Annotated in this window: 13 protein-coding genes and 2 pseudogenes; all 15 read right to left on the bottom strand. The window is 53.2% G+C overall.

Annotated features, from left to right (window positions below):
* Positions 1-99: 99 nt before the first annotated feature.
* The 15 genes and pseudogenes from OMP40_RS22580 to wzy all read right to left on the bottom strand — a co-directional run bounded on the left by OMP40_RS22580 (position 100) and on the right by wzy (position 18,567).
* On the bottom strand, positions 100-3,702 hold the full coding sequence (locus OMP40_RS22580; protein WP_277534707.1) for an S-layer homology domain-containing protein: 3,603 nt from the start codon (positions 3,700-3,702) through the stop codon (positions 100-102).
* A 54-nt stretch (positions 3,703-3,756) separates the two neighbouring features.
* On the bottom strand, positions 3,757-4,581 hold the full coding sequence (locus OMP40_RS22575; RefSeq protein WP_277534705.1) for a hypothetical protein: 825 nt from the start codon (positions 4,579-4,581) through the stop codon (positions 3,757-3,759).
* A gap of 315 nt (positions 4,582-4,896) precedes the next feature.
* Positions 4,897-5,631 (bottom strand): response regulator, encoded by a 735-nt coding sequence (locus tag OMP40_RS22570; protein WP_090116230.1) that lies wholly within the window; start codon positions 5,629-5,631, stop codon positions 4,897-4,899.
* On the bottom strand, positions 5,621-6,799 hold the full coding sequence (locus tag OMP40_RS22565; RefSeq protein ID WP_277534702.1) for a sensor histidine kinase: 1,179 nt from the start codon (positions 6,797-6,799) through the stop codon (positions 5,621-5,623). Before OMP40_RS22565 ends, OMP40_RS22570 begins: the two co-directional genes overlap by 11 nt.
* A gap of 149 nt (positions 6,800-6,948) precedes the next feature.
* Entirely contained in the window at positions 6,949-9,165 is a 2,217-nt protein-coding gene (locus OMP40_RS22560) for a stalk domain-containing protein (protein WP_277534701.1), read from the bottom strand.
* A gap of 598 nt (positions 9,166-9,763) precedes the next feature.
* Positions 9,764-10,354: a VanZ family protein gene (locus OMP40_RS22555; RefSeq protein ID WP_277534699.1), complete on the bottom strand. Its 591-nt coding sequence runs from the start codon at positions 10,352-10,354 to the stop codon at positions 9,764-9,766.
* A 125-nt stretch (positions 10,355-10,479) separates the two neighbouring features.
* Positions 10,480-11,478, bottom strand: a complete 999-nt coding sequence (locus tag OMP40_RS22550; RefSeq protein WP_277534698.1) for a copper amine oxidase N-terminal domain-containing protein — start codon at positions 11,476-11,478, stop codon at positions 10,480-10,482.
* Positions 11,479-11,498: 20 nt separating this feature from the next.
* Positions 11,499-12,209 (bottom strand): hypothetical protein, encoded by a 711-nt coding sequence (locus OMP40_RS22545; RefSeq protein ID WP_277534696.1) that lies wholly within the window; start codon positions 12,207-12,209, stop codon positions 11,499-11,501.
* Complete coding sequence (locus OMP40_RS22540) at positions 12,206-12,883, bottom strand: RodZ family helix-turn-helix domain-containing protein (protein WP_277534695.1); 678 nt, start codon at positions 12,881-12,883, stop codon at positions 12,206-12,208. The genes OMP40_RS22545 and OMP40_RS22540 overlap by 4 nt, the downstream gene beginning before the upstream one ends.
* A 46-nt stretch (positions 12,884-12,929) precedes the next feature.
* A pseudogene (locus OMP40_RS22535) lies at positions 12,930-13,958 on the bottom strand (GDP-mannose 4,6-dehydratase).
* Positions 13,939-15,310: pseudogene (locus OMP40_RS22530) on the bottom strand (UDP-glucose dehydrogenase family protein). The pseudogenes OMP40_RS22535 and OMP40_RS22530 overlap by 20 nt, the downstream one beginning before the upstream one ends.
* Positions 15,311-15,387: 77 nt before the next feature.
* Positions 15,388-15,906 (bottom strand): hypothetical protein, encoded by a 519-nt coding sequence (locus tag OMP40_RS22525; RefSeq protein ID WP_277534694.1) that lies wholly within the window; start codon positions 15,904-15,906, stop codon positions 15,388-15,390.
* 217 nt (positions 15,907-16,123) lie between these two features.
* The gene (locus OMP40_RS22520) at positions 16,124-16,489 is read right to left on the bottom strand and encodes a hypothetical protein (protein WP_277534692.1); all 366 of its coding nucleotides are present in this window, start codon (positions 16,487-16,489) and stop codon (positions 16,124-16,126) included.
* Positions 16,490-16,951: 462 nt separating this feature from the next.
* Entirely contained in the window at positions 16,952-17,746 is a 795-nt protein-coding gene (locus OMP40_RS22515; RefSeq protein ID WP_277534690.1) for a hypothetical protein, read from the bottom strand.
* Between the two features lie 269 nt (positions 17,747-18,015).
* A complete protein-coding gene (gene wzy / locus OMP40_RS22510) occupies positions 18,016-18,567 on the bottom strand; it encodes an O-antigen polysaccharide polymerase Wzy (protein ID WP_277534689.1) in 552 nt (183 codons plus the stop codon).
* Positions 18,568-18,647 lie beyond the last annotated feature (80 nt).

The raw sequence follows: 18,647 nt of genomic DNA, 5'->3' as shown, positions 1-18,647 counted from the left end.
GTTTTTCATCGTAAAAGTCGCTCCCCGGACGCCTGCGTCAACACGGGCGGGATGGACGGCCATCGGCCGCCCATCCCGCTCCATGCTTATTCAGGTCGATTACTTGGCGAGCAGATTGTAGAGCGCCTGCGCCACCTGCGCGCGCGTCGATACGCCCGCAGGATCGAGCTTGCCTCCGCTGCCCGCCACGACGCCGCTCTCGACGAGCGCCTTGAACGCGTCCTGCGCATAGCCCGCGATCGCGTCCGCGTCCGCGAATCCGGTCACGGTCGCACCCGACTTGGCCGTCGGCAGCTCGCCCAGCACGTTCAGCGTGCGGTAGAGCAGCGTGAACAGCTCTTGCCTGGAGATCTCGCTATTCGGCGCGAACTTGCCGCCTGCGCCGGTCGCGATGCCGAGTCGCTTGGCTGCCGCCAGGTAGCCGGTGTAATACGTGTCGCCGGCATCCGCGAAGTTGTCCGCTGCGCCGGCTTCCGGCGCGATGCCATAAGCCTTGAACAGCAGCGTCAGGAATTGGCCTCTCGACACGGTCGCGCCCGGGCTGTAATGCTCGGCGTCCGTGCCGGTCGTGATGCCGCGCGCCGCCAGGAAGCCGACCGCGTCGCCGTACCAGGAGGAGGCCGCGACGTCCGCGAAGCTTACTGGATTGTAACCGACGATGTATTGCGAGAAATGCGTAGTCGTAAATCCGACTTCGCCCGCGGCTGCGTCAAACTTGCCCCGCACCGTCTCCAGCTCGCCCGTCGTCTCGTTCACGTAGTAGACGACGATCGCGTTCGCGGACTCTCCGCTTTTCAGCGCGTACGGCAGGCTTACGTTCACCTTGCCGCCGCCGAATGCGGATACGTTCGCGTCGCCCGCGGTCACGGTCAGATCGTAGACCGGACGGTCGCCGAGCGCTTGCTTGCCTTCCTCGGTCAGCTCGGACTTCGTGATCTGGATGCCGATGTCGGCCGTGCCTTCAGCCGCGCCGATGCTGGCGAATGCCTTCGCGTCGAACGTGATCGAGCCGAAGCCCGCATAATTGATTTTCACATCGGCCTTGGTCGTGCCGGCGAGCGACTTCAGAACATCGCGCGGCAGCGTCAGCAGACCGGACTTGGTGTCCGCGCCGGCTTCGATATTCAACGCGATGACGGCCGGCTTGCCTTCGGCTTCCGCCTTCTTCGCACCGTCGAGGAGCGCCGTAACTTGGCTTGCTTTGACCGTAGCGGAGGTCAGGCCGGTCGAAGCGTCAAACTGGGCGTCGAGCTTGACCGCGACGACGGTCTTGTCGTCATCCGTACCCGTGCCTTCCGGCGGTGCCGTCGGCGTCGGAGTCGGCGTTGCCGTGTACGGCGGGATATAAGGCGCCACGTACGCCGGCACCTCGACTTCGACGTCCGCGCTCGCATAGAAGCCAGGCTTGGCCGCGACGCGCACGTGATACTTGCCTGCAGCGAGGCCCGTGATCGCGGATCCGGTCACCGGCGTATAGGCAGTCGCGCCGTGCGCCTTGTATTCCAGATCGGCGGTCACGCCAGTGATCTGTCCGTCATCGTTCGCCGCGCTCGTCGGCGCTACGCCTTCGAGTCCGGTCGGCGCGTCCTGCGCTTGCTTGGTCGGCACGACGACGTCGACGGAAGGTCCGACGGCCAGCTTGTCGGTCGCCGCGTAGCGCAGCGTATAGGTGCCCGGCGCGAGACCGGTCAGAATGCCGCTTGCGCCATTGCCTTCGATCTTGCCGTAGACCGCGTCGGCCACGGAAGCATCCTTGTATTCCAAGCCTTCCGTAATGCCCGTGATTTGTCCATCCTTGACGTTCGGCCCGCTAGGCGCGACGCCTTCGAGTCCCGCAGGCGCGGATTGCTCGCCGAACTTCGGCACGGTTACGAGCGTGTCCGGACTGGCGTTGATGCCGTCCTTCGCTTTGTTGCGCACGAGATAGTCGCCGTACACGAGACCGGTGATCGAAGGCACCGTTGCTGCCGTATAGGCATCCGCGCCGACCTTCTTATATTCTTGTCCGTCCAAAATGCCGGTGATCTGACCGCCGTACACGTTGCCCGATACGGTCGTCGCGATGCCCTTCAGGCCTTGCGGCGCGGCAAGCTGCAGCGGCGTCGTGTTCTCCGGCACCGTGACGCGGACCGCTTGTCCCGGCTTGTACGCGATCTTGTCGTAGCTCTTCGTCGTCGAATTTTTCTTTTGCGCGCCGAAGATCGAGCTGTAGCGGACGTCGTACTCGCCCGGCGCGAGACGCCAGATGGACGAGCCCGTGACGGCCGTGTATTCGGTATCGGACGCCTTCTTGTACTCCAGCGCTTTCCCTTCGACGCCGTCGATGCGGCCGTCCGTGCCGCCGAACTGCGAGGGTTCGACGCCGACGAGGCCGGTCGGCAGCGATTCGGTGCGGGACAGTACGCTGTTCAGCGCTTCAATGTAGTTCTGATAGGACTTGGTCGGATCCTGATCCTTCAAGACCGTGTCCTTCCAGTTGTACATCAGCTCGATGTGACCGAGGATCGGCGCGGCGTTGCCGTCCGCGTCCTTGTTGTCCTTGTTATAAGTGAAGAAGTAAGGCACTTGAAGGCGGATGGCTTCGACCTTGGCGCCGTCGCCGTTCGTGTAGTAGATATTGTTGGCCGCCCTCGTCTCATATTCTGCACGCAGATTGGTCAGGTATTGCTTGGCCAAATCGACGTACAGGTAGGCGTAGGCGTTTTTGCTGTCGCGAATCATCAGCTTGTCGTTATCGTGATAGTTCGCATCCGGCAATTGCAGATTCAAGCCTGCATCAATACGAGGATCGAAGAAGTACACCTTTTTCACGCCGTACTTTTTCGCATATTCGTTGATGTACTTAACGGCCGCCTGCGTATTCGGGCACCAGGAGCCGCCGAACAGCAAGACATAGTCGCCCTCGCTGCCCAGAATGCCGATTAGCTGGTCATAGGTTACGTGCTCCAGCACGAGCTCCTTGTCCGACGGATCGAAGATCGGAGCGGCGTTTGGCGCGTAAAACGGACCGTTGTGAATGAAGCCCGGCGCAATCAGGTCATATGCGCTGATCGTGCTATAGTCGCTCGCCTCGCCGAAAACGCTGCGGATGTGCGCTTTGTAGGCGTCGATCTTGGCTTGGTCCGCGCCGCCGTTCGACGTGAAGTCGGCCGCGACCGCCGCGCTCTTGTAGCCGGCGATGACCGGGCTGCCGTCGCGGTCTTTGTTGTACACGAACACGTACGTTTGATTTTGAACGTTCGCCGCATCCGGCGCGGTGCTCAGGAAGGTATTGATAAGATCGGTATACTTGTAAGCAAAAGCATTCGCGCTGTTCGCGATGTCCAGATCGTCTTTGCCGTCGAGGCGGGTGTCGAAGTTGTAGACCTTCGCGATCCCCTTCTCCTTGGCGACCTGGTTGATATATGCGATTTGCGCCTGCGTGGACGGGTTGGCCGCGCCGCCGAAGACGACGGCATATGTGCCGGGCGTCTTGAAGATTTGCGCGATATCCTCGTAGGTCGTCGTTTGGAACACATGGGATTCATTTTTCAAGGACGGGTAAACGTCGCTAAAATAATCGTAATGGCCGGCATTGCTGCCGCTTGACGCGACGACGCCTTCCGGCGCTTGTTCGGCGGCGTGAGCCGCCAGTGCCGGGATCGCGACGAAGACGGCGAGCAGCAGCGCCATTATCCGTTGAGCTCTTAATTTGAATTTCAATCCGAACGCCTCGTTTCTGTATCTTCTGAAGTTAAGTCGTAGGGTCGATGCGGCTTACGGGCAAATCTCTTCTTCCGGCGGGCAAATCTCGTCGGAAGAGGAAGACGATCCCGAAGATGAGGAAGTCGAGCTCGAGGAAGAAGCTGCGGCAGTCGTCGCGGACGCTTTAGGCGCTTCTACCTTCTTTACGAACGTCGTCGCCTTGGCAGGCGTCTCCTTCGCAGGCGCGACATCGGCAGGCTTATCCGCCGCGGCGGACGCTTGCGGAGCTGCCGTCGGCTCGGGCGCCTTGGTCGCTTGCGCGTTCGATGCCACGGAAGGCTTCGCGGTAGGCGCCGGCGTCGCTTTAGGCGCTGCCGTCGGCTGCGCGGATTTCTCGCCTTGCGTTTGTACGGACGCCGTCTTCACGACTGCTGCGGCGGCCGCCTTATCGTTGGACCCGGCCGGCGTCGCTTGCTCTGCTTTGGCCTCGCCAGACGTCTTCGTCGGCACAGATTCGTTCGTCGACTTCAAGTCCGCCGCTTGGACGTTCGCGCCTTCATTGGATACGGCCGCTGCCGGTGCGGCTTGGCTGGCGGCTTCCTCTGGCGCTGCAGCGTCGTTTGCGGGCGCTGCCTCGCTTGCAGGCGCTGCCGAAGCTTCGGGCGCAGCCGCTTGCTGTTCGGCAACTGGCGCAGCGACTTCCGCTGCCGGCGCTGCAGCCTGTTGCTCTGGCGCCGGCGTCGCTTGCGGTGCAGCCGTCTGCTGTTCCGGCGCGGCTGCGGCGGCGGCGGCCTCGGTCTTTTGATTGGCCGATATGGCCGCATAGGTCAGCCCGCCGAATACGACGGTAGCGGCGACCACGGAGATCGCCAGCTTGGAGAGCGCGAATTTCTTCATTTCTCAATCATCCTCCCATGATGTTCGGGCTTTGTCCGAAACAAAAAAAGATCCAACCAAAGCGCTCCCAAGCGCTCCAGTTGAATCTCCGGCTGTCCAGTCGATTCAATCTTTTCCTATTTCGCCAAGCTTTCGTTCCATTGCATTCATATTATATCCATAATCCCGACCTGTCAACTGGAGATTAATAAAATCCCATCCAAAACAAAGACGCCGCCCGGATGATCTATCGATCATCGGATGGCGTCCGTGCCGCTTGCCATATGTATGATTCCTGCTGCTGCTGCGAGATTGCGATGATGCGGCGATGCAATTCTAGAGCGTCACCCAGCCGAACTTGATCGAGTTGATGACGGCTTGCGTGCGGTCGTCGACTTCCATCTTCTGCAGAATGCTGCTGACGTGGTTCTTGACCGTCTTCTCGCTGATGAACAGGCTCTCGCCGATGTTCTTGTTGCTCTTGCCCTCCGCCATCAGGCGGAGCACTTCGGCTTCGCGGCGCGTGAGCGGATTGTTGCCCCGCGGCACGAACTTGGTGATCGTCTCGCGGCTCGCGGCGGCGCCCGAAGCTGCGCCGATCTCGTCCAGATACGTCATGCGGCGCAGCTGGTTGATGAGCTTGCCGGTAACCTTCGGGTGGATGTAGGCGTGACCGTTCGCGACCGTGCGGATCGCCTCGACGAGCGACTCGGCCTCCATGTCCTTCAGCAGGTAACCGGTGGCACCCTTGCGCAGCGTCTCGAACACGTAGCTCTCGTCGTCGTGGATGGACAGGATGATGACCTTGATCTCGGGGAAAATGTCGCGCAGCTTCTCCGTCGCGATGACGCCGTTCTCCGTCGGCATGTTAATGTCCAGCAGGACGACGTCCGGCTTTTGCCGATTGCAGAACTCCAGCACCTGAATGCCGTCCCCGCATTCGCCGATGACCTCCAGGTCGGGCTCCATGTTCAAGATGCGCTTGAGTCCCTCGCGGAACAGTTGGTGGTCGTCGGCAAGGAGGACTTGGATCTTGCGGCCCGAGGCGATGTTCGAATTCTTACTCTCCATTAATGTCCAACTCCTTCCGCATTTCGGCTTTGATCGGTACTTGTATGGTTATCGTGGTGCCCTGTCCGATGGCTGAATCGAAGACGATCTCCCCCATCAGCAGATCCACGCGCTCCTTCATGCCCATGAGTCCGAACTTGGCATTCTTCTTCGCCTGCGCTTCCGCCAGATCGGTGTGAAAGCCTTTGCCGTTGTCCTTGATGACCATCCGGATCGTCTCCTCCAGATAGGCGATATCGAGCGACATGTACGATGCCTCGGCATGCTTGAAGGCATTGTTGAACGCCTCCTGCACGAGCCTGAACATCGCGGCTTCCAATGCGGTCGAGATTCGCTTCTCCCGCCCGCTCGTCTCGAAGACGGAACGGATGGAGGTGCGCTCCTCGAAGTCCTGCACGAACTTGCGAAGCGTAGGGACAAGACCCAGATCGTCGAGCGCCATCGGCCGAAGGTTAAATATGATTTTCCGAATCTCCCCCAGTCCCGAGCGTATCTGCGACTTCAAATCGACCAATTCGCTGCGCACCAGCTCCAAATCCTTCGTATCCAGCATTCTCTCGGCAATTTCGGTCCGCAGCACCAGATTCGCGAGCGACTGGGCGGGACCGTCGTGAATCTCCCGGGCCATGCGTCTGCGCTCTTCTTCCTGGGCGAGGATAATCTTGAGACCGATGAGCTGGCGATTCTTCGCGGATTCGAGGATACGGGTGACCTGATTGAGATCGCCGGAGAAATAATCCAGCACGACGTTCATCTGCGAACCGATCATTTCCGCCCGCTCAATGGACAGCTCCACGTTGCGGACACGGCTCTGCAAATCGTCCCGGCGTGCCTTCAAATAGTTCTCTTTTTCCCGATACACGGTCAGATCCAGCTGCAGCTGAGTGGCCTTCTCGTAGGCGGATTTGATGTCTTTCTCCGAGAATCGTACGAAATCCCTGCTCACCTCGGTGAGCCGGATGCGCGATAGCTTGTAATCCCGTTCGAGGCCGTCGACCTTGTCGATCGTCTCGGAGGTCTCCCTGAGGACGTTCTCCAGTTCCTTGCCGAGCGATACAAGCTCGCGTCTCGCCGCTTCACAGATCTCGAATACTTGCATCTTGCTGTCTTCCATGACGCGCATCGCGTTCTGTATAACCCGGTCAATCTGTTCTACCCGATAGTCCAATCGAGCAACTCCCCCTCCGCGCCCTGTTCCGGGCCGACTCGCGTCGCGCGCTTAAAGCCCCGGCGGGCTTGAATGGAGACAAGGGATGCCTCCATCATATCATATTTGCGCGCGACGTGGACGGGCCGGCTAGGTCTAGTAGCGCAAGATTAGCGAATTGTAATCGTCTTGGTCTTCTGGTCCCATCCGACCTTGCGGCCGAGCTCCGTGGAGACGACGCGCACGGGTACAAGTACCCTGCCGCTGCGCAGGATCGGCGTCGCCGCGGCCGTCGCGCGGACGCCCGTATTGAGCAGGTCGGGCTTCCCTACCCACAGCTCGACGAGCTTGCCGCCGCCGGTAACGGTCGCCTTTTGCGCCGCCTGGTCCCAACCGATGTCCGCGCCGAGCGCGTCCGATACGAACCGCAGCGGGAGGTAGGTCGTGCCGTCCAGCAGCAGCGGCGCGATATCGAGCGCCACGCTCTTGCCGTCTACCGTAGCGGACTTTTGACCCAGCTTGAGCACGATATCCGACTGGGCGCCGTCGTCGATGGCCGCCGGGTATTGCAGCGACAGATTGTCAAAAGCGACGGAGCCCGTCAGCGAACGTTCGTCCTGTCCCTCGGCCAGGTCGACGACGTACAGCTTGGTCAGCGTCGCCGGATACGTCAGGCCGCTGCCCGCCAGATCGACGCGAAGCTGCTTCCAGCCGCTCCAGTTGACCATCTTGGCGATGTCCACGCGCGCCAGCTTGCCGTCCGCGCCCTTGAACTCGGCGCGCAGCCAGTTGTTGGAGCCGTCGCCGAAGACGTCCAGCGTCAACCCACTCGGGCTGCCCGTGATCGCCAGGCCCGCGCTGCCGTTCGGCAGGGCGTAGGCGAAGCGGTCGCCGGTGCCGGCCGTGAAGTCGTAGGTCAGCTGCAGCGCCTTCGACGCCTCGCGGCCCGGCAGTCCCGTCACGATCGCGGCCGTACCGGCCGTCTCGGCCGGGAGCTTGTCGAACGTCACCGGATAGGCGGCGGTCTCGAACGTCTCGAAGCTCTTCTCCGCTCCCGCGCTCAGCGCGAACGCCGTCGAGAAGCCGTCGTACCTGGCGATCGCGTAGCCGGTCTTCGTCTGCTCCCCGACCGTGCCGATCGTGATGACGCCGCCGCTCGCGGCCGCCGTGAAGCCCTTGAATTCCCACTTCGCCGAATCCGCCGGCACCTCGAGCGTGCGTCCGTCCGCGAGCGTCGCCGACAGCTTGACCGCGATCTTCGCGCCCGGCTCGAGCACGGTCGTGTTCGGCGTCGCCTTCAGCTGATTGATCTGCGCGCCGCCGACGACCTCGATGCCGACCTTGTCGGTCGCCGCGCCCGCCTTGACCGTCAGCTCTCCGGCGCCCGCCTTCGACGCCGTCAGCACGCCGTTCGCGAAGGCGCCAAGTCCGCCGCTTACGCTCCAGCTTGGCGTCAATCCCGCAGCGTCAATCGGGTTGTAATACGTGTCATACGCTTTAAGCGAATAGGTCGCCTGCTGGCCGATGAACAGCGTCTTCGGTCCGCTCGCCGCGATCCCTTTCGTCGCGCCTGCCGGTGCGGTCGTGAACACGCCGATGCCGTTGGCCACCGCCCGCTGCGTCGTGCCGAAGTAGGTCGGATGCGCCAGCGTCGTCGCCGTCTCGCCGAGCGGACGCGTGATCATCGTCGTCGAACCGCCGCCGTCGAGATTAACCGCCTTCCAGACGCCGAGCGCCGTCAGAATCTTTTGGAATTCCGTCAGCGTCACGCCGTCATGCGAGCCGTACTCCTCGACGGTCACGAGGTACGCCGTCTTGCCGTCCTGCGAATACGCGACAGCCGTGCGCGCCCGGTCCGCGGAGCCGCTGACGCCGCTGACGTCCCGGCTGAACGACGACGCCTTGCCGCCGTCCATGAGCAGCGTATGCCCGCTCACGATCATCTGAAAATCGCTCTCGCCGTACGTCTTGCCGCTCGTCTGCGACACGAGATTGTACGCGCTCGTCACCTGCGTGCCGACCGGCAGGCTGTTCAGGATGAAGTTGCCCGAATCCTTGCCCTTGTGCCCGCGGAGGATGTAGCCGTTCGCCGGGATCGGCGTCTGGATCTGCACCCCGTCGCCGATCTCCGTCACGACGCCGTCCACGACCAGCGCTTCCATCGGCGTCGTGCCGCTGTTCGCCGGCCGGTTGGCCGCCGTCCAGGCGTTGGTGTACATGTACAGCGCGTTGACATGGCTCGCCGTCTTGTCCGGATATGTCGTGTACGAAGAGTTGTTCAGCCCCGACAGCGCGAACTTCGTCCCGTCCGCCGCCTGCACGCTGCCCGAGAACGCGAACCGATCGATGATCGGCGTCTTGTCCTTCGTCAGCGCAAAAGCATACATCCCTTGCAGTTTCGTCGGCGCGACCAGCAGCTGTCCCGAGAGAAGCTCCGCTCCGAGCGGCGCCCCCCTCGCTCGACGAGCCCGTGTTGAACACGTCCCCGTTGACCCCGGCTACCGCGCCGGTCGCCTTCGTCATCGCCCCGACCGACTGGCCGGTCGTGACGCTGCCGTTTTTCCCGCTGAGCGCGTTCATCTGCACGTAGGGATTCGACAAGTCGATCTGCAGCACATGAACGAGCTCCGTCCCCTTCTTCGCGTCCGACGGCACCCAGCTATAGTTGATCTGCTTCACGCCGGACGTCACGATCGCCTCGTCGGACTTCACCAGCTTGTACGTGACCGCCGCCGTCGCCGCCGAAGCGACGCCCGGCTGCCACTGCGCAATCGGCGCCCAGCCGGTGCCCGCAAACGACGCGACGACGAGCGTCCCCGCCAACATCGGTATACTTACGACTCTAGCAGCTCTCAGAATGTTAAACTTCGATTCAGACATTAGTTGCAATACGCTCCCATGTTGTCATAGATTTGCGCGGGGCGGCACGGCAGCCGAATCCTGCCAAACTCCCAATACTTCCCCTCTATTAGTAGACTCCGTAATCTACAAAAAGTTACATGCGATAAGAGAATTATATAAATTTCGCGCGCGCGGAAAATAAAAATGATCCCTGCCGGGGAGAGCCGGAGGGATCGAGGTTAATTGAGAATCGCTATGGGCGATCAGCGTGGGGCTGTTCTTAACCGCGACCGCTTGAGGCGCCGATAGATCGCGATCACGAGAAGCAGGACGATTTGCCCGATCACGGCCCCGCTTATATCCACCATCACGTCGAGCGGCGTCGGCGTCCGGCCCCCCGGTGAACGATTGGTTCCATTCGTCCAGGCTGGCGATGGCCGCCGCGATCAACAGCGCGCCAGGTACGCGAAGCATCAGCGTTCGAATCCAAGGAACCAGCAACAGATGCGCCAGCAAGCCTAGCATGAAGTACATGAACAGATGGGCGCTTTTGCGAAAAAGGAACTCGACGAAGCGGTAAGGATCCGCCTTCGCACGAATGACGCTGTGATTGTAACGGATCGTCACGTCCGGCACGACCTGCTGCAGCTGGCTTTTCTCGATATGCGCCTTCATGAACGGAATGATGCTCTGCTTCGAATAAGGCTGCGACGAAAAGTCGAAAATCAGCAGCAAGCCATACGACCAGCGGCACGGCGTACAGCAGTTTTTTCAGCGTAGCGATGATGACTTCCTCCTTGCGAGACAAGCTACCTCCGCTGCCGGAAAAAGCATCCGACGCAGAAATAGCTTGGCCTTCCCTACTTCATATACTGATCGACCAGTTGCTGTCCCGCTTCCATCTCCGCGTTAAAGGTCGACCGGTAATCGTTCAGCACATCGGTGCTGTAACCGCCCGCTTTGAGCTGACTTTCCGTGTCCGAGAGGATGGATTCGAACTGCGCCTTGCAGGAGCTGATCGCGTTGTGCGCCTGCGTAACCAGCGCCGTCTTTTGCTCGGCCGTACTCGCAGCAAGGTAGCTGAATCCGATGTCCGTCAAATTGTTCTTGCAGCTCGTCCGCAATGTGTCCAGCCTGCTGTAAGCACCGGAAGTGATCGAATCATAGCTTGGCGTCGTTACGCCTCCACCATTGCCGCCGCTTCCCGTTCCGCCCGTCGATCCGCTGCCCGATGTGCTTCCGCCGGTTCCGGCGTTTCCATTCGTGCTGCCCGAAGTACCGCTCGAAGTGCCACCGCTCGACTGCGACTCGCGATAGGCCTTAGACTCGCCTGACACCGTCCCCGTCTTCGCATCCCACAGTACCGTCGTGCCGACTGCTTCAGAGATAAAACGCACCGGCACATAGATCGAGCCGTTTACGTTATAGGCTTGCTGCCCTGTCGGCAGCTTCTTCTCCACGCCGTCGAATACGAGCTTTACTGCCGTAGGGACCAGCTTGACCTTCGCGACAGCCGAAGACGACATATCACCCGAAGCGGCAGCATTCGCCAGATACTCCTTCAAAGCGACCTTTTCCGAAGAGGTCGGCTCCTTGACCGTCACCGTCTTCGTCGTCGCGTCATATCCGACTTGCTTCTGCAGCGCATAAGAAGCGAACCGCAGCGGTATGTACACCTTGGATTGATACATAAAAGCAACCTGCCCGGACGGCAGCGCCAGCTTCTTTCCATCAAACTCCATCACGATCGGCTTCGATTCTACCGCGATCGCCGTCGATGCCGCAGACGCCGCAACCGGCACGGACAGCAGCATCGCGCCCATCAGGGCAGCGGCTATTACGTTTCTTTTGCTCTTCACGTGACTACTCACTCCTTTTCCTACTCCGCCTGCCAAGCAGCCAGAATTTTCGACATCGCCGACAGTCTCGCCTGCGACTTGCCATTATCGTACTGGCTCTTCCACGTTGCGAGTTTCGTCTCTACGACGCCCGCGTCCTTATAAGCCTGTTCCGCTTGCGCCAGCGTACTATTGAATTTCTGATCACAATTCGCCTCGGCTGCAGCAACCTTGCCCAAGAACTTCTTCTGCAGGTCCGCAATCGACACCTCGCCGTCCCCCGACTTGGCCCCTGCAATATAAGACGTCACTTCTCCTGTTAAGTTGCTAACCTTTGCCTGGCAGCTGGAGCGGATGGAGGAGAACTTGGCTTCGTATTTTTGTTCGATATCCCTATTTTTCTCTGTATCCATAGAAGTAGGCTCGGGCGAGAGGGTCGGTTTCTTCGATGGTTCGCTCTGCTTTGGCTCAACTTCATTGCTCGGCGAAAGGGTTGCATCAGGACTGACGGTAGGCGCGATCGTTGCCGGCGCTTCTAAAGAAGGAACTATAGACGAAAGAGGTACGCCTTCGGGCTCACTTGAAGGCGACGGACTAACGAACAGCGTTACAATCACTGAGGGTGATGGCGACGAGGAGGGACTCGCATCTCCCTCGCCCCTTACCTTTGTGCATCCGGTAGCTAACATCAATACCGCCAGCCCCATCAACCCCACAACAAAAGGAGCGCGAGCTTGAGATCGTTTCATCATTCCTGCATTCCCTTTTCCTGCTTGGAATCCTCATAGCTCTTGCCTTCGCTCAATCCATACTTCTGGGCGATCTTGATCAGTTCATTGTATTCCTTCTCGCTAAGCTTTTCGAGAATGATCTTCTTCGCCTCTCTTTTTTTCTCTAAGCTCAGGCCACCGCCGGCCAGATCCGACAATGTCTTAATGTCGCTCGCATCTAGTCTCTTGAGCATAATTGTCATTAACTTCGTTTTTTCCGAAAAGGTGATCTCTTCCTTCACCGTCTCCGCCTTATCAACGGAAACTTCGGCACTATAGGAATGACTAGGAGCTGCGCCAGCAGTGCCGGATGAATCTTTGTCGCCGCTTGTCACATTCGTAGAAGCAGAGCTAGCGGCGCTTGGCTCTGCCGTGCTATAGGTACTCGGCTCAGACTGATCTATGTTAGTGGGCTCGACATCCTTCGCGGGGTTCGAGGGAGAAGAGAGCACGTCGGAAGACACCGGGGTAGATTGCTTCTCTTCCACAGCGGATGGAGTGGACGATGACATCGCACTTTCCAAAATCGAGTCGGATAGCTTATCCATCACTCGATCTGCTGCATAATTGATGCCGAAGTAGGCACCCATGAGCACGATGACGAGAAAACAACTAATGCTGATAAGCCATTTTTTCATTCTGTTTTTCTTTTTCATTCAGGCAATCACCTCGTGTTAGGGCGTTGAAAGTTGAATAGCCCAATTACGCTTTGTTGTAGTAAGCCACGTACCAGTCCGCAAACTTCTGCACCCCAACTTCGATCGAAGTCTGAGGTTTGAACCCCACCGCTTGTTGCAATCTGTCGGTTGACGCATAGGTAGCCGGCACATCGCCAGGCTTGAGCGGCTCGAAAACCTTCTCGAAGCAAACGATTCTTCCGGTTGCTCGACTCAGCGCATTTTCCAGTGTCTCAATAAAATGCATCAATTTTTCCGGGCTGTTGTTTCCAATGTTATAAACCTTATGTCGAACGGTGTCCAGAGGCGGATTGCCTAATATACGCTCAATTCCTTCTACAATGTCATCGATATAAGTAAAATCGCGATAGAGATCGTGCTCAAAATCGCCGTTGTTGAAAATATGAATAGGGTCTCCTTTAAAGTATTTATCCGCAAATCCGAAGTAAGCCATATCAGGGCGGCCCATCGGGCCATAGACTGTAAAGAAGCGTAGCCCTGTAGTCGGAATGCCGTAGAGATGGCTGTACGTATGCGCCATAAGTTCATTCGATTTTTTTGGTCGACGCATATAGAGAAACCGGCTGATCTACGGAGTCCGTCTCTTCAAACGGAACCTTCTTGTTGGAACCGTAAACTGAGCTGGAAGAGGCATACACTAGATGTGCTACCCGGTGATGCCTGCAAGCTTCAAGAATATTAAAGAACCCCACGATATTGCTTTGAATATAAGCATCGGGATGTTCTATGGAGTTCCGTACTCCTGCCTGAGCAGCCAGATTCACGACGATATTAGGCTTATGGCGTCCAAAGACACCCATAAGCTTTTCTTTATCGGAAATGTCACTTTCTATAAAGGTAAAATGCTCAAATGGCAGAAGGAGATTCAAACGGGCGTTTTTCAAGTTTATGTCGTAATAGTCATTGAGATTATCGATGCCTACTACGCGGCAACCTAGCTCCAACAACCTTTTTTGACAAAAAAGTAACCGATAAACCCAGCTGCGCCTGTGACCAGATATATTTCTCCAGTATCAAGACTTTTGTAATTCAAAATGATGCGGCTCCTTTATAACTCCAATAGTCGCAGGCTTACGTCCGATCGAGTAATACTCGACGCCTGCTTCTTGCATTTCATCTACGTTGTACAGGTTTCTACCATCGAACACGAGCGGCGTTCTCATCCACTGTTTATATTGAGCAGGGGTGATAGCTCTCACTTCTCCCCACTCCGTAAAAATAAAGCAAACATTTGCCTCAAGTAATGCTTGCTCTGCACTGGATACGTACGTGATGCTGCCTCTGCCTTTATCGCTTTCAGGGTATATTTTGGCGAAATTATCAGCCCCCACTGGATCAAATGCAAATACATGAGCGCCTTGTTCCAGTAATAAGGGTACATTCTCAAGCGAAGCCGCTTCTCTTAAGTCATCCGTACCTGGCTTAAACGTCAGCCCCAGAACGGCTACTTTTAACCCACTAAATGTTATTAATCTTTTACTAGCCTTTTTGTATAAAACCATCTTTTGATCTTTATTTACATCAATAGCAGCCTTAACGGTTCTAAGCTGATACCCTAGTTGCTTTGCTATATACTCCAAGGCTTTAGTATCTTTAGGAAAGCACGAGCCACCATAGCCAACACCGGCATTTAAAAACTTGCTTCCGATTCGCTGATCATAGCTCATCCCCTTGGCAACATCATTGATATCTGCACCAACAAGTTCACAGAGGTTAGCAATATCGTTCATATAAGAAATTTTTAAAGCAAGAAAGTCATTGGAAGCATACTTTATCATTTCCGCAGACCTTCTATTTACTGAAACAATCGGTAAATGGAATGGTTCATAAATCGTCATTAACAACTCCTCAGCCCATTTGCTCTGAGTTCCAATAATAATTCGTTCTGCATGCAGCGTATCATGGACGGCAGAACCCTGTGCTAAAAATTCCGGGTTCGAAGCCACCTCTACCTTCACTTTATGAACCAAGAAATCCTGTATAAACTGTTCTACCTTGTCATTGGTTCCGACTGGAACCGTCGATTTCACCACAATTAAGCAATCTTTTTCAATTGATTCTGCAACTTGCCTTGCCACAGTAGCTATATGGGTTAGATTTGCTGAACCATCAGGCTGCTCGGGGGTGCCGACACCGATAAAAATGGCATCTGCATCCTTATATGCAGATTTATAATCAGTCGTAAAATCGATTCTTCCCTTATGGTAGTTTTTTTTGCATCAGTTCTTCTAGGCCATCCTCATAAATTGGACAAACTCCTGATTTCATGCTCTTCACTTTGTCTTCATCTATATCAACGCAGGTAACTTGATGTCCCACCTCAGCAAAGCAAACGCCTGCTACCAAGCCAACATACCCGGTTCCGGCCACGGTAATTTTAAACATAAGCGCGTACCTCCTATGTGTCATGCTTAACTTTTAATTTCCCCCAAAATGGTACAACCGGCTATTTATTATTTTTTTTAAGATGACCGTTTAAATAAACTTGGTATTAATCTTAGTCTTTTAATAGTTTCGTTAAAGCTTTCTTTTTCAAAAATTAGTCCAATAATTGCTACAAAAGCAACAGTAATCAAACCTACCACAAAAGAGAAAATAGTCCAATTCACATAATTTGACGGATCATAATTTACACATTTCGATAAAGAAAAGACAATGCCAATAACCAAAATAATCCTAACGATTCTCCAAACATAGACGCTTACATTTTCATAAGTAATCTTTCTTGGAACAAAAATCATTAAATGAATACACCGATAGAGATCAGCAATAATAGAGCCAATTAAAATTCCTGGAAGTCCCCAAATCGGAGCTAAAACGATACCTCCTAAGATTGCAATACTCGTTTCAAGCGTCGCCTGTATTCTAGTTTCACGATAGAGTCCAGATGCCATGATAAGCATTCTCAGAGGCGTTTTAATAGTTTGTAATAAACCTCTAACTGCAAATAATATACTGAATATCGGTAACAAGTAATTCACGTCTGTGACTCCAGTCGTATAAAGTTTAATGAATGGTAAATACGCTACAAATGTAACGGAATACGCTACAGTAATAATGCTGAAAAAGACATATTGAAAAACACTATAGCTTCTTTTCAAAGTCTCTATCTCGCGAGTTGAAATTAATGCACCAAAAGAAGAAGTCACTCCTGTAGTAATAACATAAAATGCACTATGCAGTCCTTGGGTTACTATACTATATACCGCATAAATACTGACCGAAGTTAAATTTAAAAAAAAGTGTAGCAATAATTATTGGCGCTCCAAGGTAAGCACTGTTCATTATTTGCATGTAAAGTGCATCCCAGCGCTTTGAAAGTGCAGCATAGATAGGTGTTGCAGAATAATTTATGTATTTGTATTTTATTTTCACATATAAATATAAAACAACAGACCGCGAAAGAACCGCTAAAATTGCTATATATTTTAGCAAAACTATATTTAGTCCGGATCTAGCCATCAATACTACTATTGCTGTATTACAAACTATACTTAAAGTATTTGCAAATGCTAGTACATATGTTTTTTGATCGGCTTCTAAAAGCACTCGGTATTTTGCCATTAGAAAAAACTCCATAGCCCCAGCGAGTCCAATTGCAAAAACTAATAAGCCAACAAAAAAAAGGATCTGCCACTTCAGTCCTTACAAAAAAAGGATAGATAATTGCTATTACAAATATTACTGATATAAAGAAATATCCCATTTGATAATAATAACGTTTAATCGCGACCAAAATCCCGCTTACCTCTTTAAAGTTTTTATCAGATAAAGGTTTATAAAGTGAAAACATCGCGGCCGTAGCTAGACCGGCCTCTATAAGATAAAAGTAGGAAATAAATTGAGTGATAGAGGTAACTAAGCCATTTGTCTCTGAGCCGTAATATATCAGCATATAACGAGGGGTAATAAAGCCAGCAATAAATACAATGATTTGATAGAATGCAGTAGCAAAAGAATTATATAGAAATAACTTTGTTCGGCTCATGGGGCTTTCTCCTAAACTTTAAAGCATTTTTGAAAAACTCACTTACCATTTTCGGTCTCGAAATTATAGTACTTATCCATATTTGAAATTATATTTTTAATATACGGAGAAGCCTCCTCCAATATTTTATTTAAAATAATGTCATTATTTCGATTATCACAAAATTGAAAATAATAGGATCTATACAGGTCGCTTTCTGTTATAAAATTTATCTCTGATTTTGTTTGAGTTATATCGTTTCGCCAAATTCCCAAGTGTAGCCCATGGTGGGGCCTAAACTCCACTTTTTTAGGATCCTGGTTTAAAATCATTTCGTTAGAAGTTGTTATCGGTTTTGGAGGTAAGCCAAGTTTGGCCTCATTAACCAATTCATACAACACTGCTTCATCGTTAAAATAACACAGATTCCACCTTTTGGATTTTTTATTAGCTAAATGATTGAATTCTTCAATATACTTATTTTGTAGTGGTATAACTTTATTGAAGTATTCTTTGGTTTTAACAAAGTGTAAACCAGAAAGTTTGTCTATCTCAACACCTCTGTCCATAATCATTCTGGAAGTTTCTCTGAAGCCATACTGCAAGAAATTTTTCACCAACTGCTTTAGAGGTTTCTTAATAAAAGCGCTCCCTCCACGAACGCAGTTACTATATGCGAGACCTAAAGAGCAGCAGTGAATAGCATGCATTTCGCATAAGTCGTTTTCTTCTTTACAGATAAAAACGTCGATATCCCCAATATATACGTATTCGAACGAAGAGAGAGCTTCGTCATAAACCACCCATCTTAATGACCTAGAGATCATGTCATTATTTTTTGCTTTTTCATTCAAGCCCAATCTATCCGCAAAATTTGTGATTATCGTAAAATCACCTAGATCTCGCAAAGTGTCCAATATACTATTAATTTTTTTATCGAGACCATCATTAACATAGATTCTAATGCTATAGTGAGGATAACTTTTCAATATTGAATATATATACAGTGGAATAAATTCCTTATAAGCTTCACCAAAAACATAAGTTGCAACACACAACTTCTTCTTAATATCGATGCCTATTGTTGGAATAATAAAATAACACGCCTTTCACTAGTAGATAATCAACCTAGTATTTTCATATCACCATCGAGTGGATGGGTGCTATTTCCTTTATATCTAGACGCAACCAGGGTTAATAAAATCACAACTAGGCATATTAATAACGTTCCCCAAAACCACATCCTGGCATGATAGGTAAGAGACCCTCGCGCATAACCAGTGAATGTTGAAGTACTTGTGACTATAACAAAAATACGAAATAGATTCTTAAGACTCGATTTGGCATCAAAATAAAGCAAGGATCCTAAAAGATAACCCATAACTAACATGGCAAAGGGGGCAATATAAATACCGAAATTTAAATAAGCTTCTCCTATTATGGAAAATCCCACACCATAGTGATCCAGACCTAAATAATCTTGTGACAACCAATTTTCAACGTACATGTCCGGGTAACCAAACCAGGTCTTAACTCTCGGAAGCACCATTCCTAATATTGCAGGAATGTATGTACTACCAAACCCCCATGTATCGTGAATCTTATCCATCAACAATATTCCTAACACATTCATACTTGACCCCATTTCAAATATTGGATCAATATACGAGCTCATCCATGTCTGAGATAACTCCCTAAAAAAAATTCTCATCCCACAAACTTGATAACCCATTTTCCCTATTTTTAACGATCAAA

Origin of the sequence: Cohnella rhizosphaerae (genome assembly GCF_029525575.1) — a bacterium.
Taxonomy (GTDB): domain Bacteria; phylum Bacillota; class Bacilli; order Paenibacillales; family Paenibacillaceae; genus Cohnella; species Cohnella rhizosphaerae.
This window is presented reverse-complemented; position numbering and strand designations above follow the sequence as displayed.